This window comes from uncultured Zoogloea sp. (assembly GCF_937894855.1).
Taxonomy (GTDB): Bacteria; Pseudomonadota; Gammaproteobacteria; order Burkholderiales; family Rhodocyclaceae; genus Zoogloea; species Zoogloea oryzae.
The window spans coordinates 1-24,943 of record NZ_CALAYQ010000079.1 but is presented as its reverse complement, the minus strand read 5'-3'; the positions used below and the strand labels follow the sequence as shown (position 1 = coordinate 24,943).

16 protein-coding genes are annotated in these 24,943 nt (G+C 67.2%); 5 read left to right on the top strand and 11 right to left on the bottom strand.

What is annotated here, in order from left to right:
* Positions 1–52: 52 nt before the first annotated feature.
* The 7 genes from Q0672_RS10165 to Q0672_RS10135 form a co-directional block, all read right to left on the bottom strand.
* A complete protein-coding gene (locus Q0672_RS10165; RefSeq protein ID WP_298621917.1) occupies positions 53–577 on the bottom strand; it encodes a hypothetical protein in 525 nt (174 codons plus the stop codon).
* Positions 578–653: 76 nt separating this feature from the next.
* On the bottom strand, positions 654–2,087 hold the full coding sequence (locus Q0672_RS10160; RefSeq protein WP_298621915.1) for a pseudouridine synthase: 1,434 nt from the start codon (positions 2,085–2,087) through the stop codon (positions 654–656).
* 11 nt (positions 2,088–2,098) lie between these two features.
* A complete protein-coding gene (locus tag Q0672_RS10155) occupies positions 2,099–2,818 on the bottom strand; it encodes a pseudouridine synthase (RefSeq protein ID WP_298621913.1) in 720 nt (239 codons plus the stop codon).
* Between the two features lie 82 nt (positions 2,819–2,900).
* Entirely contained in the window at positions 2,901–4,718 is a 1,818-nt protein-coding gene (gene mutL, locus Q0672_RS10150) for a DNA mismatch repair endonuclease MutL (protein ID WP_298621911.1), read from the bottom strand.
* A 375-nt stretch (positions 4,719–5,093) separates the two neighbouring features.
* Positions 5,094–6,425 (bottom strand): HlyD family type I secretion periplasmic adaptor subunit, encoded by a 1,332-nt coding sequence (locus Q0672_RS10145; protein ID WP_153159847.1) that lies wholly within the window; start codon positions 6,423–6,425, stop codon positions 5,094–5,096.
* Between the two features lie 2 nt (positions 6,426–6,427).
* Positions 6,428–8,611, bottom strand: a complete 2,184-nt coding sequence (locus tag Q0672_RS10140; protein ID WP_228111746.1) for a peptidase domain-containing ABC transporter — start codon at positions 8,609–8,611, stop codon at positions 6,428–6,430.
* A gap of 87 nt (positions 8,612–8,698) precedes the next feature.
* Positions 8,699–12,463, bottom strand: a complete 3,765-nt coding sequence (locus tag Q0672_RS10135; RefSeq protein WP_298621908.1) for a Calx-beta domain-containing protein — start codon at positions 12,461–12,463, stop codon at positions 8,699–8,701.
* A 203-nt stretch (positions 12,464–12,666) separates the two neighbouring features.
* Between Q0672_RS10135 and purT the strand changes: the two genes are divergently transcribed.
* Together purT and Q0672_RS10125 are read left to right on the top strand one after the other, a co-directional pair.
* Positions 12,667–13,881, top strand: coding sequence for a formate-dependent phosphoribosylglycinamide formyltransferase (purT, locus tag Q0672_RS10130; RefSeq protein ID WP_298621907.1), 1,215 nt, complete (start codon positions 12,667–12,669; stop codon positions 13,879–13,881).
* A 77-nt stretch (positions 13,882–13,958) separates the two neighbouring features.
* Positions 13,959–14,807 (top strand): fumarylacetoacetate hydrolase family protein, encoded by an 849-nt coding sequence (locus Q0672_RS10125; RefSeq protein ID WP_298621906.1) that lies wholly within the window; start codon positions 13,959–13,961, stop codon positions 14,805–14,807.
* A gap of 687 nt (positions 14,808–15,494) precedes the next feature.
* Here the strand turns inward: Q0672_RS10125 and Q0672_RS10120 are convergent.
* Positions 15,495–17,351 carry a phosphoenolpyruvate carboxykinase (GTP) gene (locus Q0672_RS10120; protein WP_153159843.1) on the bottom strand — a complete coding sequence of 619 codons (1,857 nt, stop codon included), beginning with the start codon at positions 17,349–17,351 and terminating at the stop codon, positions 15,495–15,497.
* A gap of 310 nt (positions 17,352–17,661) precedes the next feature.
* Here Q0672_RS10120 and Q0672_RS10115 point away from each other — a divergent pair, with 310 nt between their 5' ends.
* The 3 genes from Q0672_RS10115 (at position 17,662) to pbpG (ending at position 22,481) form a co-directional block, all read left to right on the top strand.
* Positions 17,662–19,929 (top strand): NADP-dependent malic enzyme, encoded by a 2,268-nt coding sequence (locus Q0672_RS10115; protein WP_298621905.1) that lies wholly within the window; start codon positions 17,662–17,664, stop codon positions 19,927–19,929.
* A 72-nt stretch (positions 19,930–20,001) separates the two neighbouring features.
* Positions 20,002–21,141 carry a patatin-like phospholipase family protein gene (locus tag Q0672_RS10110; RefSeq protein WP_298621904.1) on the top strand — a complete coding sequence of 380 codons (1,140 nt, stop codon included), beginning with the start codon at positions 20,002–20,004 and terminating at the stop codon, positions 21,139–21,141.
* 257 nt (positions 21,142–21,398) lie between these two features.
* Entirely contained in the window at positions 21,399–22,481 is a 1,083-nt protein-coding gene (gene pbpG, locus Q0672_RS10105; RefSeq protein WP_298621902.1) for a D-alanyl-D-alanine endopeptidase, read from the top strand.
* A gap of 73 nt (positions 22,482–22,554) precedes the next feature.
* Here pbpG and Q0672_RS10100 read toward each other — a convergent pair whose 3' ends face one another.
* The 3 genes from Q0672_RS10100 to Q0672_RS10090 form a co-directional block, all read right to left on the bottom strand.
* Positions 22,555–23,283, bottom strand: a complete 729-nt coding sequence (locus tag Q0672_RS10100; RefSeq protein ID WP_284189003.1) for an IclR family transcriptional regulator — start codon at positions 23,281–23,283, stop codon at positions 22,555–22,557.
* A 138-nt stretch (positions 23,284–23,421) separates the two neighbouring features.
* Complete coding sequence (locus Q0672_RS10095; RefSeq protein ID WP_298621900.1) at positions 23,422–24,153, bottom strand: queuosine precursor transporter; 732 nt, start codon at positions 24,151–24,153, stop codon at positions 23,422–23,424.
* 11 nt (positions 24,154–24,164) lie between these two features.
* Positions 24,165–24,943: nucleoside recognition family protein (locus Q0672_RS10090; RefSeq protein ID WP_298621898.1), on the bottom strand; the 779-nt coding region annotated here is incomplete at its 5' end.

Here is a 24,943-nt window from a genome sequence, read left to right as displayed (position 1 = left end):
GGACTGCGCGGGGACGAATTTAGTTTCCGGGTGAAGGTGCCGGCCTTGCCCGTTATGGGCTGACCGCCTTCTTGCAGGCCTTGTACTTGGTACGGCAGCGGTTCGAGCACAGGAACTCGGTGTTGTAGTCGCCCTTGGGGCAGGCGCCGAGGCATCGCGTGTTGGCGGTGATGCACTCGGTGAGCGAACCCGTGGGGACCGGCGTGCGCAGGGCCTCGCGGGTGTCTTCGTCCTTGTCGGGCTCCTTGCGCATCAGCCGGAAGGTACCCCGGGAGCTGGCGTCCCGCCGGCCAGCCTGGGTGTAGCGGCCCTCGAACATGCTCGTGGAACAGGTTCCCACGAAACGCAGCACCATCGACGAGCTGAATGGCACGGTGAAGTCGCACTTGTCGCCCATCATCTCGCCGGAGCTGATCTGCCCGACCGCCGAGATCGGCGGGCTGGCCTTGACCCGGCCGACCAGCACGCCGTGAAGGTCGCGCAGTTCGACGGTGACGGTGATCGGCCCGGCGAAATCCTCGGGCAGCAGCATGCCCTCGTAGAGCTTGTCCTCGGCGCAGGCGCCTGCCGCGGCCATGCCGAATAGGAGCGAGCAGACCGCTTGCCGGAGGAACGAACATGGTTTCATGGGGATTTGATGCGATGTGAGTATTCTAGAACAATTCGTCGGCACCGAGGTAGCGCCATTGGCCCGGCGGCAGATGGCCCAGCATCACCCGGCCGATGCGTACCCGCTTGAGTCCGACGACCTTCAGGCCGACGAGTTCGCACATCCGGCGGATCTGGCGCTTCTTGCCTTCGCGCAGCACGAAGCGCAGCTGGTCTTCATTCAGCCAGCTGACCTTGGCCGGACGCAGCGCCTCGCCATCCAGGGACAGGCCGTGGTTGAGCAGCTTGAGCCCGTCTTCGGACAGCGTGCCTTCGACGCGCACGTGGTACTCCTTCTCGATGCTCGAGTCGTCGCCGATCAGCGCGCGGGCGATGCGCCCGTCCTGGGTGAATACCAAGAGGCCGATGGAGTCGATGTCGAGCCGGCCGGCGGGCGCGAGGCCGCGGTGATGGCTGTGCAGGTAACGGTTTTCCGACGGGTCTTCGGCCCAGCGGTTCTCGGCGGTGATCAGCACGCTGGCCGGCTGGTACCCGTCCTCGGCCTGGCCGGAGACGTAGCCGACGGGCTTGTTGAGGAGGATGGTCACGCGGCTGTCCTGGGCGGTCTGGCCGCGGCGGTCGAGCTCGACGACCTGGCCCGGATGCACCCGCGAACCCAGCTCGCTCACCACCCGGCCATCCACGCGGACCCAGCCCTTCTCGATGTATTCGTCGGCCTCGCGGCGGGAGCACAGGCCCAGCTCGGTCATGCGCTTGGAGAGACGGATCGAGCCGTCGTCGCGCAGCGGCGAGAGTTGCGGCGCGGGACGCGGTTCGCCGGTCCATTGCTTGCGTTCGTGGCGCGGCGGGCGATCGGTGGCCGGACGCTCGGCGCTGCGTTCTCCTTGGGGGCGGTCGCCAAAGCCACGCGGCTTGTCGCCGTAGGGGCGCGGGGGGCGGTCGTCGCCGGTGCGGGGCGGGCGGTTGTCGTCACGGCGCGGGCCGCGGTCGTCGGCGCTGCGCTCGCCGTAGGGGCGGGCGGGGCGGTCGCCGGAAGGACGCGCCGGGCGGTCGCCAAAGCCACGCGGCTTGTCGCCGTAGGGGCGTTGGGGCCGGTCGTCGCCGGTGCGGGGCGGGCGGTTGTCGTCGCGACGCGGGCCGCGGTCGTCGGCGCTGCGTTCGCCGTAGGGGCGGGCGGGGCGGTCACCGAAGGGACGTGCCGGGCGGTCGCCGGCCGGGCGCGGGGGGCGATCGTCGCGGGGCCTGTCGTCGCGGGGCGGGCGGGCGTCGTCGGCGCGGCTGCGGCGGGGCGGCTCGGCGTTGGCCTGGTCCGGGTAGGAGGCCTTGCTGCGCTTGCGCCAGTCGTTGCCGCCGCCGCGTTTGGCCGGGGCGGGATCGGCGTCGGCGCTGTGGGTGGCGGGGGCGGCGGTGCGCGGTTTGAGCTTGAGCGTGCCTTCGGAAGTGGGCAGGGGCGCGCGGCGGCGGGGCGTATCGGTCATGGCGGGCCCTTTCAGGCAGCGGGATGCAGTTGTTGGAGGTCGGCCGCTTCGAGGTAGACCCATTCGCCTTCGGCCAGGCCGGCGAGGACGCCTTCGCCCAGCGCGAGGCCGCCGAAGCCGTGGCGGTGGAGCTTGTCCACGTGGTTGCCGGCGGCGGCGATCATGCGTTTGACGACGTGGTACTTGCCCAGGTCGATGGACATTTCGAGGGTGCGCGGGGCCAGCAGGCGGGCGGTGAGGGCCTTCACCGGCTGGGGCTCGTCGATCAGGCTGACGCCGGCGAGGAGGCGCTCGACGAGGGCGTCGGTGCCGTCCTCGGCCAGTTCGGCGCGGTAGATCTTGGGCACGTGCTTCTTGGGGGACGACAGGTTGTGGATGAAGGCGCCGTCGTCGGAGAACAGCAGCAGGCCGGTGGTATCCACGTCGAGCCGGCCGACGCTCTGCACGTTGCGCACCACCAGCGGGTGCGGCAGCAGCGAATACACGCCCCGGTGGTGCTTGGGCTCGTGGGAGCACTCGAAGCCGGCTGGCTTGTAGAGGGCGAGGTAGGTCTTCTCGCGGTAAGTCCAGGCTTCGCCCTCGATCTCATAGACGAGGCCGGCGGTGGGGATTTCGGCGCCCGGATCATCGACGACTTCGCCGTTGATGCGGACTTCGCCGAGCTCGACGAGCTGCCGGCACTGGCGGCGGCTGCCGAAGCCCTGGTTCTGGAGGATGCGTTCGAGTTTCACGGGAAGAGCGGATTTCAGGATCAACCCGATATTGTCGCCGCCCCGGCGGGGGAGGGCAACCGCAGATGCCTCGCTGGATGTGTCAGCGACCGCGCAGGAACAGTTTGTCCAGGTCGGCCATCGAGAGTTGCGTCCAGGTGGGGCGGCCGTGGTTGCACTGGTCGGCGCGTTCGGTGGCTTCCATTTCGCGCAGCAGGGCGTTCATCTCGGGCAGGGTGAGGTTGCGGTTGGCGCGTACGGCGCCGTGGCAGGCCATGGTGGCGAGGAGCTCGTTGCGGCGGGCGGTGACGACTTCGGTGGCGGGGTAGTCGCGCAGCTCGGCGAGCAGGGCGCGCAGCAGCTCGGCCACCGGGGCGCGGGCGAGGAGGGCCGGTACGCTGCGCACGGCGAGCTCGGTGGGGCCGGCGGGCCCGATCTCGAAGCCCATGCGCTCCAGCAGTTCGGCGTGCTCTTCGGCGGTGGCCATGTCCTTGGCGCCGACGCCGAAGACGGCGGGGATCAGCAGGCGCTGGACGCCGGGGGTGCCGTCGAGGACGGTCTTGAGGCGTTCGTAGAGGATGCGTTCGTGGGCGGCGTGCATGTCCACCACGATGAGGCCGGTTTCGTTCTGGGCCAGGATGTACACGCCGTGGAGCTGGGCGACCGCGTAGCCGAGGGGCGGGGCGAGGTCGCCGGCGGGCATCGGGGCCGGGGCGGGCGACGTGGCCGGGCCGGAGCGCGGGGCGAAGGCGGTGGCGGCAAAGCCTGGCGCGGGGGCGTCGGCGGGGCGGGCCGAGGCGGCGAAGTCGAAGTAGGCGCGGGACGCCGGCTCCATCGCCAGCCGGCCCTGCTGGGGCGGCGGGAAGTGATGGGCGGTTTGCGCTGCAGCCGTGGGCTGGGCCTGCGGGATGTCGCTGACGGCGGCGGATTCGCCGGCCTGGGCGGCGCCAGAGGCGGCCAGCGCGCGGTTGAGGGCGTGGTAGACGAACTGGTGCACCGCACGGGAATCCCGGAAGCGCACCTCGATCTTCGCGGGGTGCACGTTGACGTCCACCCCGAACGGGTCGAGTTCCAGGAACAGCACGTAGGCCGGGTGGCGGCTGCCGTGGAGGATGTCGGCGTAGGCCTCGCGGATGGCGTGGGTGACCAGCTTGTCGCGCACGAAGCGGCCGTTCACGTAGAAGAACTGGGCGTCGCGGCTGCTGCGCGAATACGCGGGCAGGCTGGCGAAGCCGGTGAGGCGCAGCAGGCCCGATTCGGCCTCGATGCTGCGGGCGGCGCCGACGAAATCGTCGCCCAGCAGGGCGCGGACGCGGGCCTCGCGGCGGCCGGCGGCAAGGCGCAGGCTCACCCGGCCGTTGTGGGTGAGCTGCATCGCCACGTCGGGCCGGGCCAGCGCGATGCGGCGGAACACGTCGTCGCAGTGGGCGAACTCGGTGCCTTCGCTCTTCAAAAACTTGCGCCGGGCCGGGGTGTTGAAATACAGGTCGGCCACATCCACCACGGTGCCGTGGTTGAGGGCGGCGGGGGCGAGCTCGCGCGGGTCGGCGTCGATGCGCCAGGCGTGGCTGGCGCCCTCGAAGCGGCTGGTGATGCTCATCCGCGACACCGCCGCGATGGCGGCCAGGGCTTCGCCGCGAAAGCCCATCGTGCCGACGTTTTCCAGGTCGTCGAGGCTGGCGATCTTGCTGGTGGCGTGGCGCTCGAGGGCCAGCGGGAGCTCGTCCTTGGGGATGCCGCAGCCGTCGTCGGCCACCCGGATCCGCCGCACGCCGCCTTGTTCGAGCTGCACGTCCACCACCGTCGAGCCGGCATCCATGGCGTTCTCGAGCACTTCCTTGAGCACCGAGGCGGGGCGTTCGACCACCTCGCCGGCGGCGATCTGGTTGATGAGGTGTTCGGAGAGGCGGTGGATGGGCATCGGCGGCTTCCTGTTCGGCAGGGGCGGATTGTAGCCGCTGCAAGCAGAAACGCCCCGCTCGGCATGCGGCGGCGGGGCGCCGGGCTTCATGGCGTCGTTCTTGATGGTGACTTCCACCTTCGACGGCGAGGCGGTGCGATAGCGGCTCAGGTTGAGCGTGGCGGTGCCGCTGGCGTCCGCACCCTGGCCAACGATCAGCCCGCAGTCGTATGGGCCCTCGTCAGCGCCCGCCGGGGCAGCACCCCGGCATCCGCTACTGGCGCTACGGCCGCCGCCGCTGACAGGCGATGACGATGCCGCCGGAAGGAGAGCAGGCGGTTTGATGAGGCCCGCATCCGCAACTTCGCCGGGCAGGCAACGGCCCGGATCATTGACTCAGCGCTCGCGGAGTGATTCGTCGAGCACGCGGATCAGCGGGTAGAGGAAGAACGAAATCACCGAGCGCTGGCCGGTGATGATCTCGCCGGCGAGCGTCATTCCGGGCAGCAACAGGGTGGGTGTCGGGACGCCGTCGAGCCGGGTGTCGTCGAGGCCCACCCGGGCGAGATAGTAGGCGCTGTCGGTGCCGACGGGGCCCTGGCGGGTGAAGGTGTCGGGGCTGATGTGCAGCACCTTGCCGCGGATGGTGCCGTGCTTCTGGAAGGGGTAGGTGTCGATCTTGACGCGCACGGCATCGCCTACCCTGAGCATGCCCACGTCCGCCGGCGCGACTTCGACCTCGGCTTCCAGCGGCGCATTGAGGGGCACCAGCACGAAAAGCGGCTCGGCCTCGCGAAGCACCGACCCGACCGATTTCTTGCCGATCTCGAGGACGACGGCGTCCTCGGGGGCGGTGAGGCTGACGAGGTCGGTGCGACGGCGGGCTTTGGCCAGCTGTTCGGCCACTTCGTCCCGTTCCTGAACCGCGGCGGAAAGTTTTTCGAGGGATTCCTGCCGCCAGTTGCGACCGAAGGCGGTCCGCTCGGCTTCGGTAGCGGCAATCTCGCGGCGGATCTCCTCTGCGCGGTTTACCGCCGTGGCCCGGTCGCGCTCGACCTCCAGCTTGCGTTCGCGGACTTCGAGCACCCTGGCGCGGGAGCCGAACTGGCGGGTCTGCAGCTCGGCCTGCATGGCTTCGAGCTCGGCGAGGCTCTGGACCCGCTCGGCGAGGGTGGCCTGATCCTGGCGGTTGGTCGCTTGGGCGGCGCGCAGACGGGCGATGGATTCGTCGAACTGGCGCATGCGGGCGGCGTAGGTGGCCTGGCGTTCGGCCATCAGGCGCGTCTGGACCTGCTGCTGGCTGTGGGCGCCGCCAGCGTCGATCGGGGTGCGGCCCTGGAGTTCGGCCTCGAGGCGCCGGGCGCGCATGCCCAGGCTGTCGCTGCGGGCGCCAAGCTGGCTGGCGTCGGCTTCGGCGAAGGTGGGGTCGAGGGTGGCGAGGACGGCGCCCTTGCGGACGGTCTGCCCGACGCGCACCTGGATGGTCTTGAGGATGGCTTGTTCGAGGGGTTGGACGACGATGTTGGGCAGCGGGGTGACGAGGCGACCGCGGCCGATGACGAGCTTGTCGATCTGGGCGAAGGTGGCCCACAGGAGGGCCGTGAGCACCAGCGCCAGCAGGGCGTACAGGGTGATGCGGGCGCCAAGGGGGGGCGCCTGGTGTTCGATGGCTTGGGCGTCGGGGAGGAAGTCGGCCAGCAGACGCCGGATTTTCGGGTCGGAGGACATGCTCAGAGGTGACGGGTTTGTTGTTGCCAGAGCTGGGCGTAGATGGCGCAGCGCTGGAGCAGGGCATCGTGGGGGCCGGCGTCGGCGATGACGCCCCGGTTGAGGACCATGATCGCGTCGGCTCGGGTGAGGGTCGACAGGCGGTGGGAGACGATGATCACCGTGCGGCCTTCGACCAGATTGGCCAGGTTGCCCAGGAAGATCGCCTCGGATTCCGGGTCGAGGGCGCTGGCAGCCTCGTCGAGGATCAGGATGCGCGGCCGGGGCAGCAGTGCGCGGGCGATGGCGAGCCGCTGCTTCTGGCCGCCGGAGAGGTTGGCGCCGTTCTCGTCGAGCAGGGTGTCGTAGCCCTGGGGCAGGCGCTCGATGAACTCGTCGGCGCCGGCCAGGCGGGCGGCCTCGACGATCTCCTCGAAGCGGGCGTCGGGCTTGGTGACGGCAAGGTTCTGCCGGACGCTGCCGCGGAACAGGAAGTTGTCCTGGAGCACGATGCCGATCTGGCGACGCAGGTGGGTGAGGTCGATCTCGCGCACGTCGATGCCGTCGAAGCGGATCACCCCTTCCTGGATCGGGTAGAGGCCCTGCATGAGGCGGGTGAGGGTGGTCTTGCCCGAGCCGCTGCGCCCGACGATGCCCAGCACCTTGCCGGCGGGCAGGGTGAAGCTCAGGCGGTCGAGGGCCGGCGGGCCACCGGCGGCGTAGCGGAAGGTGACGTTGTCGAACTCGATCTTGCCGGCGAGGGTGGGTTCCAGCCCGCCGGACTCGCGCAGGCCCTCGACCGGCCGGTTCATGATCTCGCCCAGCATCCGCACCGACAGGGCGGTCTCCTGGTATTCGTGGACCAGCGCGACGATCTGCACCAGCGGCGCGACGACCCGCCCGGAGAGCATCTGGAAGGCGATCAGGGCGCCCACCGACAGGCTCTGGTCAAAGACCAGATGCGCGCCCACGCCGATGAGGGTGACGGTCATCAGTTTCTCGAGAAAGCTCATGGCGGTGTGTGCCGCCATCGAGATCTTCCCGACCCGGAAATGCATGTCGACCGCCCGGGCGGAGCGGTTCTCCCATTCCTTGCGGCGCTGGGGTTCCATCGCCAGCGACTTGATGGTGCGCATGCCCTGGATGGACTCGACAAGGATCGACTGGCGCTCGGCCTCGGCGTTGTAAAGGGCCTGCAGGCGGTTGCGGAAGGTGGGCACCAGGGCAAACACGACGCCGCCGATGGCGGCCGCGAAAGCCAGCACGATGGCTGCCAGCAGCCCGGAGTAGAAGAACAGGATCGGCAGCAGGATGACCAGGATCGAGGCGTCGAGGATCGTCGAGAACAGTCGCCCGGTGAGGAACTGGCGGATTTTCTCGGCCTGCTGCATGTGCCGGGTGATGACGCCCGCGGTGCCGGTCTCGAAGAAGGTGATGGGCAGGCGCAGCAGGTGGCTGAAGGTTTTCTGGGCGAGGCGGATGTCGACCCGATTGGTGGCGGCGAGCATGAAGTATTGCCGCAGGTAGGAGAACACGGCCTCGAACAGCAGGGCGAGGATCACGCCTCCGGTGAGCACGTAGAGGGTGGAGCGGCCCTCATGGACGATCACCTTGTCGATCACCAGCTGGGTGAACACCGGCATCGCCAGCGCCAGCACATGGAGCACGATGGCGGCAACGGCAACGTCGCGCAGAAAGGTGCGCTGGCGGAAGAGTTCGGGGATGAACCAGCGCAGGCCGAAGGGCTGTTTTTCGTCGAGAACGGGGTAGCTGCGCTTGAGCAACACAAGCTCGCCGCTCCAGGCCTCCTGGAAGCGCGCGCCGCCGATGAGCAGGATGGCGTTGGCAGGCGTTGCCGTGGGGTCGAGCACGGCGACCGCCGGGCCGTCGGCCGTGTCGCGCAGCCCGACCAGCACGACGCAGTTGCCGTTCCGGAGTACGGCGATCGCGGGGAAGGTTTCCTGCAGTGCCGCCAGATCGGCGAAGTCGAGCTGCTGGCTGCGGGCCTTGAGCCCCAGCGCGCGGGCGGCGGGGACGAGGGCGTCCGGGGGCGTGGGGAATGGCGCGTCGTTGGCGAGGTGCTCGCGGCGGATCTGTTCGACGCTGGTTGAGAAGCCGTGGTGGCCGGCGATGGCTGCGAGGCAGGCCAGTGGGCTGTCGATGGACGGAGCCTGGTGCGCTTCGGGAATGGGGTCTGCGAGGTTCAAGCGGAGGGTTCCGGCGAGGGCGCGACGGTGGGGCAGGCCAGCGACAACCGGGCGTGGCTGCCCGGTTGTCGTGGCCGATCAGGGGGCTCAGGCGCTCACAAGCTGGATGTCGCTGGCGCTCAGGGCTGCACGGTTGCTGAGGGTTGCGAGCTGGACGGCGGCGCCGGCGCCCACGCCGTCCCGGTCGAACCACAACTGGCCGTTGGTGGTGTTGTAGAGGAACTGGCCTGCCGGCCCGATGGCGGCAGGCAGGCTGGTGGCAGAACGCAGCAGCGCCGTTCCGCCGGCAGTTAGGCCGAAGTTGGCCGCGATCACCTGAATCCTGTCGCCGGCGGCGGACGAGAAGTCGGTGATGGTGTCACCGCAATCTGCGGCGACGGTGAACACGAACTGGTCGGCCCCGTTTCCGCCGGTCAGGGTGTCACTGCCACCACCGCCGACGATCCGGTTGGTGGCACTGTTGCCGACGATAGTATCGGCCAGCGCGGTGCCCTTAGCGTTCTCGATGGTTGCGCCGTAGGCAATGCCCAGGCTGTCGCGCACGTAGGTGCTGCCGTTGTGGAACGTATTGCCGATGGACGACCAGCTGCCCGCGTTGAGGTTGAGGCTGACACCCTGGGTCTGGTTGCTGGCGTCGATGGTGTCGTTGCCGCCCGCATCCCAGATGCAGTCGTAGATGCGGCCGCCGGTGGTCCAGGTGTAGACGTCGTTGCCGGTGTTGTAGCTCGTGTTGGCGCCATAGAGGTACTGCAGGGCGGCGATGTCGTTGAGCATGTAATCGACAGGGTAGAAGCTGGTGGTGTACCCGGTGAGCGGGGCGCCGTCGTAGCTGCGGTAGCTCATCACGCTGTACTTGAGCTGGTCCTCGCCGGACTCGGGGGCCGGCGTGCCGCTGTGGGGGTGATCCAGACCCATGGCGTGGCCGAGCTCGTGGATGAAGGTGGCGTAGTCGTAGTTGCCCTGAGCCGGGTTGGTGTAGCCGTTGGCCTTGAACCAGATGTCACCACCCAGCGCCGAGCGGCTCGGATACCAGGCGTCGGCCGTTCCCTCGTTGGGCGATCCGGTGACCGACCAGCGGATGTCGCCCGCGCTTGTGGCCGTGTCGGCCACTTCGCTGAAGGTGATATTGCAGATCGCCGAGACAGACCCCATCGCCTGCTGGGCCGCGGCCCGCTGGGCGCTGGTCAGCGCCGAGACGGGCGCGTGGGCCACCTTGCCGTTGAAGATGTTCTCGTAATTGAAGACCGAGGTGGCCGTGGAGAAGCTGTAGGTGAGTGATGCACCGGTCCCGATTGCACCCCCCCACTTCTGGTTGCTGACGAGGTTCTCGATGCTGTCGTCCACCGAACTGGGGACAGAAATATAGGTGACGGCGGCGATGCTGTTGTCGATGCCGGGGCGGTTGGCGGCTGCGTCGTCGTTGAGGATGGTGGCTGCCGCGCTGGCGGTCGTCAGGGTCGCGCCGGCTGCGCCGCTCAGCACGACGTTGAAGGTTTCATTGGCTTCGACAGCAGTGTCGCCGGCCACGTTGACGGTGATGGTCTTGCTGGTTTCACCGACGGCAAAGCTGATCGAGCCACCGGGCAGCACCCCGCCGGTGAAGTCGGCAGCGGTGGCCGTGCCGCCGGAGACGGCCCAGTTGACGGTGGAGGCCGCCGTCGTCGTGCCGGCGCGCGTCACGGTAAAGGTGAAGGGCGTCGAGCCGCTGTTGCCCTCGGCCTTGCTGGCGCTGGTGGCGGCGATGGCTAGAGTGGGGAGGACGTCGTCGTTGAGGATGGTGCCGACGGCGCTGGCGGTGCCGAGGGTGGCGCCGGTGGGCGTGGTGAGGTTCACGTAGAACGCTTCGTTGGCTTCGACGACGGAATCTCCTGCGACATTCAGGCTGATGACCTTTCTGGTCTCGCCAGCGGCAAAGCTGAGGACGCCGGAGGTGGGGCCGGAGAAGTCGGCGGCGTTAAGGGTGGCGGTGCCTTCGACGACGCTCCAGGCCACGGTGGAGGCGCCGCCGGTGTTGCCGCTGCGGGTGACGGTGAAGGTGAAGGGCGTCGTGCCGCTGTTGCCCTCGGCCTTGCTGGCGCTGGTGGCGGCGATGGCGAGGGTGGGGAGGGTGTCGTCGTTGAGGATGGTGCCAGTGGCGCTGGCGGTGCCGAGGGTGGCGCCGGCAGCGCCGGACAGGACGACGTTGAAGGTCTCGTTGGCTTCGACGAGGGCGTCGCCGGCCACGTTGACGGTGATGGTCTTGCTGGTTTCACCGACGGCGAAGCTCACCGAGCCGGTGGGGAGCACGCCGCCAGTGAAGTCGGCAGCGGTGGCCGTGCCGTTGGCGACGGCCCAGTTCACGCTGGAGGCGATGCCGGTGTTGCCACTGCGGGTGACGGTGAAGGTGAAGGGCGTCGTGCCGCTGTTGCCCTCGGCCTTGCTGGCGCTGGTGGCGGCGATGGCGAGGGTGGGGAGGGTGTCGTCGTTGAGGATGGTGCCAGTGGCGCTGGCGGTGCCGAGGGTGGCGCCGGCAGCGCCGGACAGGACGACGTTGAAGGTCTCGTTGGCTTCGACGAGGGCGTCGCCGGCCACATTGACGGTGACCGTCTTGCTCGTCTCGCCGACGGCGAAGCTCACCGAGCCGGTGGGGAGCACCCCGCCAGTGAAGTCGGCGGCGGTGGTGGTGCCGTTGGCGACGGCCCAGTTCACGCTGGAGGCGATGCCGGTGTTGCCGCTGCGGGTGACGGTGAAGGTGAAGGGCGTCGAGCCGCTGTTGCCCTCGGCCTTGCTGGCGCTGGTGGCGGCGATGGCGAGGGTGGGGAGGGTGTCGTCGTTGAGGATGGTGCCCGTCGCCGAGGCGGCGCCAAGGGTGGCGCCGGTGGGCGTGGTGAGGTTCACGTAGAACACTTCGTTGGCTTCGACGACAGAATCTCCTGCGACATTCAGGCTGATGACCTTGCTGGTCTCGCCGGCGGCAAAGCTGAGGACGCCGGAGGTGGGGCCGGAGAAGTCGGCGGCGTTGAGGGTGGCGGTGCCTTCGACGACGCTCCAGGCCACGGTGGAGGCGCCGCCGGTGTTGCCGCTGCGGGTGACGGTGAAAGTGAAGGGCGTCGTGCCGCTGTTGCCCTCGCCCTTGCTGGCGCTGGTGGCGGCGATGGCGAGGGTGGGGAGGACGTCGTCGTTACGGATGGTGCCCAGCGCGGCGGAGGTGCCGAGCGTGGCGCCGGTGGGCGCGGAGAGGACTACCTTGAAATCTTCGTCGGCCTCGATCTGGGTGTCGCCGGCCACGTTGATGGTGATGAGCCTGGAAGTTTCGCCCGCGGCAAAAGTGAGGGTGCCGCCCGTGAGCACGCCACCGGTGAAGTCGGAGGCGCTGGCGGAGCCGCCGGCCACCGCCCAGTTGACCGTGCTGCTGCCGACGGTGCTGCCGCTGCGGGTGACGGTGAAGGTGAAGGCCGTGCTGCCGCTGTTGCCTTCGGCCTGGCTGGCGGAAGTGGCGGCGATGCTGAGCACGGGCATGGTTGCCGCCGTGGTGGCCGAGATCAGGTAGTTGCCGGTGGCGGAGCCGTAGCCCTGGGCCGACAGGAAGTAGCTGCCGGACTGGGTGGCGGTGAAGCTCAGCGCCGAATTGAGGGTTCCGCCGGCGTCGTCGTTCCAGGCGAGCTGGCGGCCGGTGGCGTCGAGCAGGCGCAGCAGCGGATCGCCCACGCCGCCGAAGGTGAGCGTGTCAAGCCGGAAGGTGTAGGCCGTCCCCGCCGTCAGGCTGACTTTCCACCAGTCCTGATCTCCCGCGGTTTCGATGGAACTGATACCGCCGAGGCCGTTGATGGCGAGCGTGGCGGTGGAGCTGGTGGAGCCCAGGATGTCGGCCATGATTTTCTCTTCCGGAGTGGTGAATGTCCTAAATTATCCCGGTAGTCATGATGAATTGTTAGTCGTTTTGGTTGTTTTGAGTTACCCGAAGTGGGTTTGTTGGATACGGGGGCGTCGATCGGGTTGGTGCGGCCTTGCCGGTCCGGGCCCCGGTGCTATGATCGGCGCCCTCTCTCCCCACACTCATTTACCCGGAGCGCCCCATGAGATTCGGCACCCCTCTTTCCCCGTCCGCCCTGCGCGTGATGCTTCTCGGCTCCGGCGAGCTGGGCAAGGAAGTCTTGATCGCGCTGCAGCGCCTGGGCGTCGAGACCATCGCGGTCGATCGTTACCCCAATGCCCCTGGCCATCAGGTGGCCCACCGCGCCCACGTGATCCCGATGACCGACGGCGCCGCGCTGCGGGCGCTGGTGGAGCAGGAGAAGCCCCACCTGATCGTGCCGGAGATCGAGGCCATCGCCACCGACATGCTCGAGAGAATCGAGGCCGAAGGCCTTGCCACGGTGATCCCCACCGCCCGCGCCGCGCGCCTTACGATGAACCGCGAGGGCATCCGCCGCCTTGCCGCCGAGGAGCTGGGCCTTGCCACCTCGCCCTACCGTTTTGCCGACTCGATGGCCGAGCTGCAGGCCGCCATCGACGGCAGCGACGGCAAGCCGGCCATTGGCTACCCGTGCATCGTGAAGCCGGTGATGTCCTCGTCCGGCAAGGGCCAGTCGCTGCTCAAGGGGCCGGATGACGTGCAGAAAGCGTGGGACTACGCCGCCGCCGGCGGACGCGTCAATCAGGGCCGGGTGATCGTCGAAGGCTTCATCGATTTCGATTACGAGATCACCCTGCTCACCGTGCGTGCCAACGACGCGACCGGCACCGTGCAGACCTATTTCTGCGATCCCATCGGCCATGTGCAGGTGTCGGGTGACTACGTGGAATCCTGGCAGCCCCAGGCGATGAGCCCGAAGGCCCTGGAGCGCGCCCGGGAGATCGCCGGCGCCGTCACCGGCAACCTGGGCGGGCGCGGGCTGTTCGGCGTCGAGCTCTTCGTGAAGGGCGACATGGTGTGGTTCTCGGAAGTCAGCCCGCGGCCCCACGACACCGGCCTCGTCACCCTGTGCTCCCAGCGCTTCTCCGAGTTCGAGCTCCACGCCCGCGCCATCCTCGGCCTGCCGGTGGATGTGAGCCGCGCCGAACCCGGTGCGTCGGCGGTGATCTATGGTGGTATGGAGGCGGCGGGCATCGCCTTCGAGGGCGTGGCCGAGGCGCTGGCCGTGCCGCGTACCGACATCCGCCTGTTCGGCAAGCCCGAGGCTTTCGTGAAGCGCCGCATGGGCGTGGTGGTGGCCAATGGTGCCGACACCGACGAAGCCCGCAGCCGCGCCAAGCTGGCCGCCGGCAAGGTTCGCCCGGTTCAGGGCTGACTCCGGCACGGGGGAGGGCGGCCCGCCTTCCCCCACAATAACAAGGCCGCGGGGCGGCCCGATGAAGGAGACACGCCATGAAACTGCTGCGCTACGGCCCGGTGGGCCAGGAGAAACCCGGTCTGCTCGATGCGGAAGGCACGCTCCGCGACCTTTCCGGCCTCATCGACGACATCACCCCGAGGCGCCTTGCGCCGGAAGCCCTGGCCGCGCTGGTCGCGGTCGATCCGGCACGGCTGCCGGCGGTGCCGGGCAACCCTCGCCTCGGCGTACCCTGGAACGGCACGCCCAAGTATGTGGCCATCGGCCTCAACTACCACGATCACGCGGTCGAGTCGAACATGCCGGTGCCCGTCGAGCCGGTGATCTTTCCCAAGTGGACCAGCTGCCTGTGCGGCGCCAACGATGACATCATCCATCCCCCCGAATCCACCCAGATGGACTGGGAGGTGGAGCTGGGGATCGTGATCGGCAGCCGCGCCCGCAAGGTTTCCGAGGCCGAGGCGCTCGATCACGTGGCCGGCTACGTGCTGGCCAACGATGTGTCGGCGCGCGACTGGCAGCTCCAGCGCAGCGGCGGCCAGTGGGGCAAGGGCAAGGGCTTCGACACCTTCGGCCCGGTAGGGCCGTGGCTGGTGACCAAGGACGAGATCCCTGACCCCCAAAGCCTCGATCTGTGGCTCGATGTGAACGGTGTACGCAAGCAGACCGGCACCACGAGCCTGATGATCTTCTCCTGCGCCCAGGTGGTGGCGTATCTGAGCCGCATCATGACCCTCGAGCCCGGCGATCTCATCATCACCGGCACGCCGCCGGGTGTCGGCATGGGTTTCAAGCCGCCCCAGTTCCTGAAGGTGGGGGACGTGGTGGAGCTGGGCATCACCGGCCTGGGTAGCCAGCGCCAGCGCATCGTGGCGGGCGACTGAGCCCGCACAACGGCGAGGCCTGGCTTCGATCCGGCCTCGTGCCACCCTGGCCCATCCTGTGGTCGGGGCTAGATCCTCCATCCGTTCATTCCGTTTTTGCCGGCGCTGGCGGCTTGGTGCTGGCCGTGTGGCAGGTGCTTTGGGGGGTGGTTTGTCGGACTGAAGTCCGACCTACAGGGGTTTCGCGGGTGTGTGGGTTGAAGCCTCACCGATCTGTAGGTCGGACTTCAGTCCGACATTCCCTCGCCCTGATTCATTCTTGTCCATGAAAAGCCATCTTGGCGGATGGAGAAAGATGCCTGCAGCGCGCGAATCGTCAATGCGCGTTGCCGAAACGGCGTTTCATCGCGCGCATCGTCGATTCATCGCCTGAAACTGCGTTGCGCGGGGCGTAGGGATTGTTTTGGCGCGTGAAACCCACTTTCTTGCGAGAGAAACGTCGACTCACGGCCTGAATTGACGTTTCTCTGACTGAAACGCTCTTTCAGCAAGAAAAAGTGCGTTTCTTACGGCGTAATGAGGAAAAATCGGGGCAGGAATGGCAGGGAGTGCGTTGAGCTTTGTCGCTTGCCGGACAGGGGGGTGCGGGAGGCGGCGGCGAGCGCCACCGGGCCCGCACAAACAAAAAGCGCCGGTTGCCCGGCGCTTTTGTGTGCAGCAGTGGCAGCCTTGCGGCTGCCGGCGGCTTTAGACCGACATGGCCAGCTCGAACAGTTCGCGCTTGAGCATGAACTGCTTGGGCAGGCGATCCGACAGCTTGTCGAACCATTCCTTGTGGCCGGCCAGTTCGGACTTCCACGCTTCCGCGTCGATCTTGACGAGGGCGTTGAACTCTTCCTTGGTGACGTCGGAACCGGTCCAGTCGATGTCTTCGTACTGGGGCATCCAGCCGAGGGCGTTTTCCTGGGCGGCAACGCGGCCGCGGACGCGGTCGACGATCCACTTCAGGACGCGCATGTTCTCGCCGAAGCCCGGCCACATGAACTCACCCTTCTCGTTCATGCGGAACCAGTTGACGCAGAAGATGCCCGGGGCCTGATCCACGGTGTGACCCATCTTCAGCCAGTGGTTGAAGTAGTCACCCATGTGGTAGCCGCAGAACGGCAGCATGGCGAATGGGTCGCGACGGACCACGCCCTGGGCGCCAAAGGCGGCAGCGGTGGTTTCGGAGCCGAGGGTGGCCGCCATGTAGACGCCGTAGTTCCAGTTGAAGGCCTGGTACACCAGCGGCACGGTGGTGGCACGACGGCCGCCGAAGATGAAGGCGGAGATCGGTACGCCGGCGGGATCTTCCCAGGCCGGGTCGATGGACGGGCACTGGCTGGCCGGCGCGGTGAAGCGGGAGTTCGGGTGCGCAGCCTTGCGGCCGGTTTCCTTGGCCAGCTCCGGGGTCCAGTCCTTGCCTTGCCAGTCGATCAGGTGAGCCGGGGCTTCCTTGGTCAGGCCTTCCCACCACACGTCGCCATCGTCGGTCAGCGCGACGTTGGTGAAGATGATGTTTTCCTTGAGGGTGGCCAGGGCGTTGTAGTTGGTCTTTTCGGAGGTGCCGGGGGCAACGCCGAAGAAGCCCGCTTCCGGGTTGATCGCGTAGAAACGGGTGGTGCCGTCGGCTTCCTTGCGCGGCTTGATCCAGGCGATGTCGTCGCCGACGGTGGAGATCTTCCAGCCATCGAAGGACTTCGGCGGGATCAGCATCGCGAAGTTGGTCTTGCCGCAGGCAGACGGGAAGGCGGCGGCGACGTAGGTCTTCTCGCCGGTGGGGCTTTCCACGCCGAGGATCAGCATGTGTTCGGCCAGCCAGCCTTCGTCACGGGCCATGTTGGAGGCGATGCGCAGGGCGAAGCACTTCTTGCCCAGCAGCGCGTTGCCGCCGTAACCGGAACCGTAGGACCAGATCTCACGGGTTTCGGGGTAGTGAACGATGTACTTGGTGGTCGGGTTGCACGGCCAGGACGAATCCTTCTCGCCGTGGCCCAGCGGGGCGCCAACGGTGTGGATGCACGGCACGAACTCGCCATCGGCACCCAGCACGTCATAGACGGCCTTGCCCATGCGGGTCATGGTGCGCATGTTGGTGACCACGTACGGGCTGTCGGAGATCTCGACGCCGATGTGGGCGATCGGGGAGCCGAGCGGACCCATGGAGAACGGGATCACGTACATGGTGCGACCGTGCATGCAGCCCGTGAACAGTTCGTTCAGGGTCTTGCGCATCTTGGCCGGGTCTTCCCAGTTGTTGGTCGGGCCGGCGTCGTCCTTGTTGGCCGAGCAGATGTAGGTGCGGTCTTCGACACGCGCCACATCGGAAGGGTCGGAACATGCGAGGTAGGAGTTCTTGCGCTTTTCCGGGTTCAGCTTGATCAGCATCCCGGCTTCGACCATTTCGGCGCAGAGGCGGTCGTATTCTTCTTCTGAGCCATCACACCAGACGACGCGGTCGGGCTGGGTGAGGGTGGCGATCTCGGCGACCCACTGCTTGAGTTTCTGGTTTTTGACGTAGTCGGGCGCGGCGGCGATGGCGGCTTCGGCAATGCTTTGAGACATCTGACGATTCTCCAGGACGTTACGGATTGCGTTGTTTCATGTGCCGGCTCGGGAGTCCGCCGGCTGGGCGATCGCGTCTTTTGGCCACCAGGGCTCGGCGCGTATTATTGGCTTGATCGTCTTGGGCCGCAGTAGGCCCAATCAGGAATTACCCCGGATAAGCTAGCCTATAATTATGCCACGGTTCATCGATCGACGTCATTCGCGCGTCACGTTCAAATGCTGTGGATGTCACGAATAGCCTCAATGAATCCGTGCTCCCATCATGGGCGTACGAACCCATAAACACACCACCTGGAGAGACAACAGCATGGATGAACGCATTCGTCAGGCCGCCCTGGAATACCACCGCTATCCGCGCCCCGGCAAGATTTCGATCGCCCCCACCAAGGCCCTGACCAACCAGCAGGATTTGTCGCTGGCCTACTCCCCGGGCGTCGCCGCTGCCTGCGACGCCATCGTCGAAGATCCGGCCGAGGCCGCCAACCTCACTTCCCGCAGCAACCTGATCGGCGTCGTCACCAACGGCACCGCGGTGCTGGGCCTGGGCAACATCGGCCCGCTGGCCGCCAAGCCGGTGATGGAAGGCAAGGGCGTGCTGTTCAAGAAGTTCGCCGGCATCGACGTGTTCGACCTGGAGATCGACGAACCCGACGCCGACAAGCTGATCGACATGATCGCCGCGCTGGAGCCGACCTTCGGCGGCATCAACCTCGAAGACATCAAGGCGCCGGAGTGCTTCTACATCGAGAGCAAGCTACGCGAGCGGATGAAGATCCCGGTCTTCCACGACGACCAGCACGGCACCGCCATCGTGGTGGGCGCGGCGCTGCTCAACGGCCTGCACCTGCTGGGCAAGGATCTCTCCAAGGTCAAGCTGGTCACCTCCGGCGCCGGCGCCGCGGCGCTGGCCTGCCTCGATCTGCTGGTGATGCTGGGCGTGCCGGTGTCCAACATCTGGGTGACCGACATCGAAGGCGTGGTCTTTGAAGGCCGCACCAAGCTGATGGACCCGATCAAGGCCCGCTACGCCAAGGTGACCGACGCCCGCACCCTGGGCGAAGTGATCGAAGGCGCGGACGTGTTTCTAGGCCTCTCCGCCGGTGGCGTGCTGAAGCCCGAGATGGTCGCCAAGATGGCCGTCAATCCGCTGATCATGGCGCTCGCCAACCCGACGCCGGAAATCCTGCCCGAAGAAGTGAAGCGGGTGCGCAGCGACGCGCTGATGGCTACCGGCCGTTCGGACTACCCGAACCAGGTGAACAACGTGCTGTGCTTCCCGTTCATCTTCCGGGGCGCGCTCGATGTGGGCGCCACCACCATCACCGACCAGATGAAGCTCGCCGCAGTCAAGGCGATCGCCGAGCTGGCCCGCGCCGAAGCCTCCGACATCGTGGCCGCCGCCTACGGCGAGAACGTCTCGGGCTTTGGCCCCGAGTACATCATCCCGAAGCCCTTCGATCCGCGCCTGATCGTCAAGATCGCGCCTGAGGTTGCCCGCGCGGCGATGGAATCCGGTGTGGCAACCCGCCCGATCACCGACTTCGACGCCTATCGCCAGCAGCTCAACAACTTCGTGTGGCAGTCGGGCCTGGTGATGAAGCCGGTGTTCCAGGCCGCCAAGCGCTCGCCCAAGCGGATCATCTTCTCGGAAGGCGAATCCGAGCGCGTGATGCGCGCGGTGCAGACGGTGGTGGACGAAGGCCTGTGCCGGCCGATCCTGATCGGCCGCCCGGACGTGGTGATCGAGAACATCGACCGCTTCGGCCTGCGCCTGCGCCCCGAGCTGGATTTCGAGCTCGTCAATCCCGAAACCGATCCGCGCTACGACCAGCTGTGGACCCACTACCACTCGCTGATGGAGCGCAAGGGCGTGTCGGTGGATTACGCCAAGCGCGAGGTGCGCCGCCGCCCCACGCTGCTCGGTTCGCTGCTCCTCAAGTTTGGCTACGCCGACGGGATGATCTGCGGCACCTATGGCATGCACGGCCTGCACCTCAAGTTCATCGAGACGGTGCTCGGCCGCCAGAAGGGCGTGCGCAACTTCTACACCATGAACCTGCTGGCGCTGCCGGGCCGCACGGTGTTCCTGTGCGACACCTACGTCAATTACGACCCGACGCCCGAGCAGGTGGTCGAGATGACCCGCCTCGCCGCCGACGAAGTGCGCCGCTTCGGTATCCATCCGCGCATCGCGCTGCTATCCCACTCCAGCTTCGGCACCGACAACTCGCCCACCGCCGAGAAGATGCGCAAGGCGCTGGTGATGCTCCACGCCGAGCACGGCGATCTGGAAGTCGAAGGCGAGATGCACGGTGACGCGGCGCTGGATTCGGCGATCCGTCAGCAGATCTTCCCCAACGCCAAGATGAAGGAAGACGCCAACCTCCTGATCTTCCCGACCCTGGACGCGGCCAACATCGCCTTCAACCTGCTCAAGACGGCGGCAGGCGAGGGCATGACCATCGGCCCGATCCTGCTCGGTTCGGCCAAGCCGGTGCACATCCTCACCCCGACCGCCACCGTGCGGCGGATCGTCAACATGACGGCGCTCACCGTCGTCGAAGCGGGTCGCTGATCCGCACAACCGGCTCAGTTCCGGCCGCCGCGTGCCGTTAAGCTTCACAGCAACCGGGTGGAGGGTGACGGCATGACGGACGGCAGGGCTGCGCTGGTGCTCACCGGCGGTGGCGCGCGGGCGGCCTATCAGGTCGGCGCGCTGATCGCCATCCGCGACGTGTGGGGCAAGCGCGCGGAGAACCCTTTTCCGATCATCTGTGGCACATCTGCTGGCGCGGTGAATGCCGTCGCGCTGGCGGTGTTCTCGGCCAACTTCAACGAGGCAGTGAAGAAGCTCGCCTTCATCTGGCGCAACTTCCACGTCCATCACGTCTATCGCGCCGACACCCTGGCGATCGCCGAATCCGTGACCCGCTGGGGCTCGGCGATGTTCCTCGGCTGGCTGTTCCGCCAGTCGCCGCGATCCCTGCTCGACAACCAGCCCCTGCGCGAGCTCCTCGAAGCCCAGCTCGATTTCGGCGCCATCGGCCACGCCATCGCCGACGGCCACCTGCAGGCGGTGACCGTGACGGCCTCCGGCTACACGTCGGGCGAGAGCCTGTCGTTCTTCCAGGGCCGCGAGGATCTGCAGCCCTGGCGGCGGGCCCAGCGCGTCGGGGTGCGCACCGACATCAAGGTCGAGCACTTGCTCGCCTCCAGCGCGATCCCCTTCGTGTTTCCGGCGGTGCGGATCAACCGCGAGTATTTTGGCGACGGGTCGATGCGCCAGACGGCGCCCATCAGCCCGGTGATCCACCTGGGCGCCGACCGCATCCTGGTGATCGCCGGCGGCCGGCGTTCGGAAGAAGCCCGTCAGCGGACGGACATGTATCCCTCGCCGGCGCAGGTAGCGGGGCACGCCATGTCGAGCATCTTTCTGGATGGCCTGTCGATGGATCTGGAGCGGCTCGAGCGGATCAACAGCACCGTCGGTGCGCTGACGCCAGCCCAGCGCGAGGCGGCCGGGATTGCCCTGCGGCCCATCGAAACCTTTGTGATTGCGCCATCGCAGCGTCTGGATTATCTTGCCGCCCGCCATCGCAACGCGCTGCCCCGGGCCCTGAGGCTGGTTTTGAGCGGGATTGGTGCAACGCGAAAGAATGGCTCGGTGTTACTCTCCTACCTTTTGTTCGAGCGCGGGTATACCCGCGCCCTGATGGAGCTGGGTTACCGGGATGCGATGAGTCGGCGTGCCGAGCTCGCCCGCTTCCTGAGGGTGCCCGGGCACTGAAGGCCATCGGCACTTCAGGCTGATCCGGATCGGCCGTCGGTTACAAAAAAAGATTCACAAAAAACTTCAAAAATTTAGAATAAGCCATTATTTTAAATAGAAGTCTGCCGTTAACGGCTTGTCGCCCAAAATGAGGCGTAGCCCGCGGCAGTTTTTCGTCATCGGGTGATGACGAAGCGTACATGCGAGCTTCATCGCGTCGATTTTTTTGCAGCGGAGGCGTGCCTCCGCTGATGTCTAGATTTGGTTTGAAAACGATGAAAATCCGTCATTCTCTGGTTGCCCTGCTGAGCGTCTTTGCGCTTGGTTCGGTGGTGTCGGTCGATGCTGTTGCTGCAGTGCAGCGCGCATCCGCCAAGAAGGTCGCTGCGCCGGCCAAGTCCGTCGCCAAGGCTGGAAAGCCCGCCAAGGGCGGCAAGCTGGCCGCGGCTGCGCCGGCCCGGTCCGGTGGCAAGGTCGTCGCCCAGCGCGATCGTGGCCATGCCCGCTTCCACGCTGCTGCTCCGGTGGCCCAGCGTGCCGCCTTTGCCCCCGCTGTCTCCGAGATCGACCAGGAAGGCAACCCGCTGCTCCACTCGGCGGCCTTCATGATCGCCGACCAGGCCACCGGCAACGTGCTGCTCGAAAAGAACTCCGACGCCGTGCTGCCAATTGCCTCGATCACCAAGCTGATGACCGCCATGGTCGTGCTGGACGCGCGCCTCAATCTGGGTGAGATCCTCACCATCGGCCAGGAAGACGTGGACACCCTGCGGGGCAGCAGCTCCCACGTGCCCGTTGGCACCGATCTGACCCGTGAAGACATGCTGCGTCTGGCGCTGATGTCGTCCGAGAACCGTGCCGCGTCGTCTCTGGCCCGTCACTACCCGGGCGGCCTGCCGGCCTTCGTGGCGGCCATGAACCGCAAGGCCGCGTCGCTGGGCCTGCGCGAGACCCGTTTCTCCGACAGCACCGGCCTCAACTCCGCCAACGTGTCGAGCGCCCGCGATCTGGTCAAGATGGTGTCCGCCGCGTCGCGCTATCCGCTGATCCGCGAGTTTTCCACCACCGCCAATTACGTGGTGTCGCTCAATGGCCGTCAGCGCCAGTTCAACAACACCAACGCGCTGGTGAGCAGCCCCGACTGGCAGATCGGTGTTTCCAAAACCGGCTTCATCAACGAATCCGGCAAGTGCCTGGTGATGCAGGCCTGGCTGCTCAACAAGCCGATGATCATCGTGCTGCTGGATTCCTTCGGCCGCTTCACCCGCGTGGCGGACGCCCAGCGGGTCAAGCGCTGGCTCGAGAGTGCTGCCGTGCAGCAGAAGGTGGCGGCCAACGGCCGTGGCCCGTCGACCTGAGCGGGAAGTTGCCTCAAACAAAACGGGCGCCAGATGGCGCCCGTTTTGTTTTGCCTGAGCAACTGATGACGAATCAGCGGTTCGGCGGCATGTAGCCCAAGGCGCGACTGATCTCGTCGGCGGTTTCGCGGATCAGCGGGGCGCGGTCCGGGTCAAAGCGTTCGGACGGCGTGGACAGCGACAGGCCAGCGATGAGCTCGCCGCTGTCGTCGCGGATGCCGGCGGCGATGCAGCGCACGCCGGTTTCGACCTCGTCCATGTCGAAAGCCACGCCGTGACGGCGCACCTTGTCGAGCTCCTTCTCGAGGCCCTGCAGGGTGGTGATCGAGGTGGCGGTGGACGACGGCAGGCCAGTGCGCTTGGCGTACTCCTTGACCTTCTGGGCGCCGTCTTCCACCAGGAACAGCTTGCCGGTGGCGGTGGTGTGCAGCGGCGCCCGGGCGCCGACGATGTGCACCACACGCACTGCCGATTTGCCGCTGGAGGTTCGCTCGATGTAGACGATCTCGTCGCCAGCGCGGATGCCCAGGTTGACGCTCTCGCCGGTGGCGGCGTGGAGCTTGAGCATCGCCGACATGGCGGTTTCGCGCAGGGAGATGCGGGATTTGACCAGACTGCCCAGTTCGAGCAGGCGGATGCCGAGGCGATACACGCCGGCGTCGCTGCGTTCGACAAAGCCGCTGCTGGTCATCGCGCCGAGGATGCGGTGGGCGGTGGACGAGTGCAGGCCGGTTTCGAGGGCGAGCTGCTTGAGCGGCACCGGATCGGGGTGCTCGGCGAGGACGTCGAGCAACTTCATCATGCGCTCGATGACCTGGATGGGATTCTTCGCGGTTTCTGGCGTGGACAAAGCGTTTTCTGCGTGGGTCGTCAGGGATGGCGAATGGTAGCGCAGTCGTGTTGATTTCGCCTAGTGAAATGCTGCGCTGCGAAACCGGGCCTAAAGGCGGATCGAGAACGGCGTGAAATCGGTGTTCACGTCGTAGTGGTCCTCATGCTCGGCGCGCTTGAGGAAGGCCACGATCTTGTAGGTGAGCGGGGTGAACAGCACTTCGACAGCCACCTTGGAGACGAACTGGGTGAGCATGATCCCCGGCAGCAGCTCGTTGGGAATGAGGCCGGAATTCCAGAAGGCGATGGGGTAGAAGAGCGCCGAATCCACCCCTTCGCCGACGATGGTCGAGCCGATCGTGCGCTGCCAGAGGTGGCGCCCGTTGTTCTTCACCTTCATGTGGGCGAGCACGAAGGAATTGACGAATTCGCCACAGAAAAACGCGCACAGCGACGCGCCGACGATCCGCCAGGTGGAGCCGAAGGCGATCTCGTAGGCGGGCTGGTTGGTCCAGCCGGGGGCGGGCGGGAGCGCCACGATGACGGCGGCCATCACCGAGGCGAAGATCATCGCCGCAAAGCCGGCCCAGATCACCCGCCGGGCGCGGGCGTAGCCATACACCTCGGTGAGCACGTCGCCGAAGATGTACGAGACCGGGAAGAACAGCACGCCGGCGCCGAAGGTGACCGGGCCCCAGCCGGGCAGCTCGAGCTGCGCCGCCTTGGCGGGGCCGATCAGGTTGGAGCACAGATACACCGCCACGAAGGCAGCCATCACGAACTCGTAGTAGCGGTACTGGCGGTTCGGGTCGGGCTGGAGGTGGGGTCCGGGGGTGGGCATCGCGGGTGGCTTCAGCCGATCAGCAGATGACCGGCGGCGCGTACCAGGATGCCGACCACCGCGCCGAGGGCGGCGGGCTTCCAGACATCCGCCACGCGACGGCCGGCGGAGATCAGCACGGCCACGCCGGGGATGTCCAGCGGGTGGATCAGCAGCCCGGCGCTGGCGCCGTTGAGGGTGGCCGCGCTGGCCGTGCCGGCCCGCAGCATCTCGTCCATCACGCCCATCATCGCGGTGCCACCGGCGAGAAACTTGGTGAGGGTGGGCAGGATCAGGGCTGGATCGGCGCCCACCGCCAGGAGCGCCGGCGACAGCCACAGGGTGAGCGCATCCAGCGCCCCCAGCCGGCGCAGGGCCAGCACCACGGTGAGCGACAGCACCAGCATCGGGATCGAGCCGACGGCGATCTTGAAGGCTTCGGCACCGGCCCGGTTGATGACGTCAAGAATGCCCTTGGCGCTGTCGGCCACCGGGTGCTGGAGGGTTTCGTCGAGGGTGTGCTCGGTGGCGGACAGCTGGCGGCCGAAGACGTAGTACGTGGCTGCTGCGGCGACGAGCCCGCCGACCATCGACCAGGCCAGCACGATGCCGAAGTGCAGCCCCATCGCCGCCAGCGGCATCGACACGTTGGCCTGGGCCATGGCCATCACCATCGCCAGCGTGGCGGCCAGGTGACGGCTGGAGGTGCCGCGCTGATCCATCATCGCCAGGGTGGCGACCGGCGCGGCAAAGCTGACGAAGTTGATCTGCACGGCGGCGAACACCCCCAGCCCGGTCAGGCCGAAGGGGC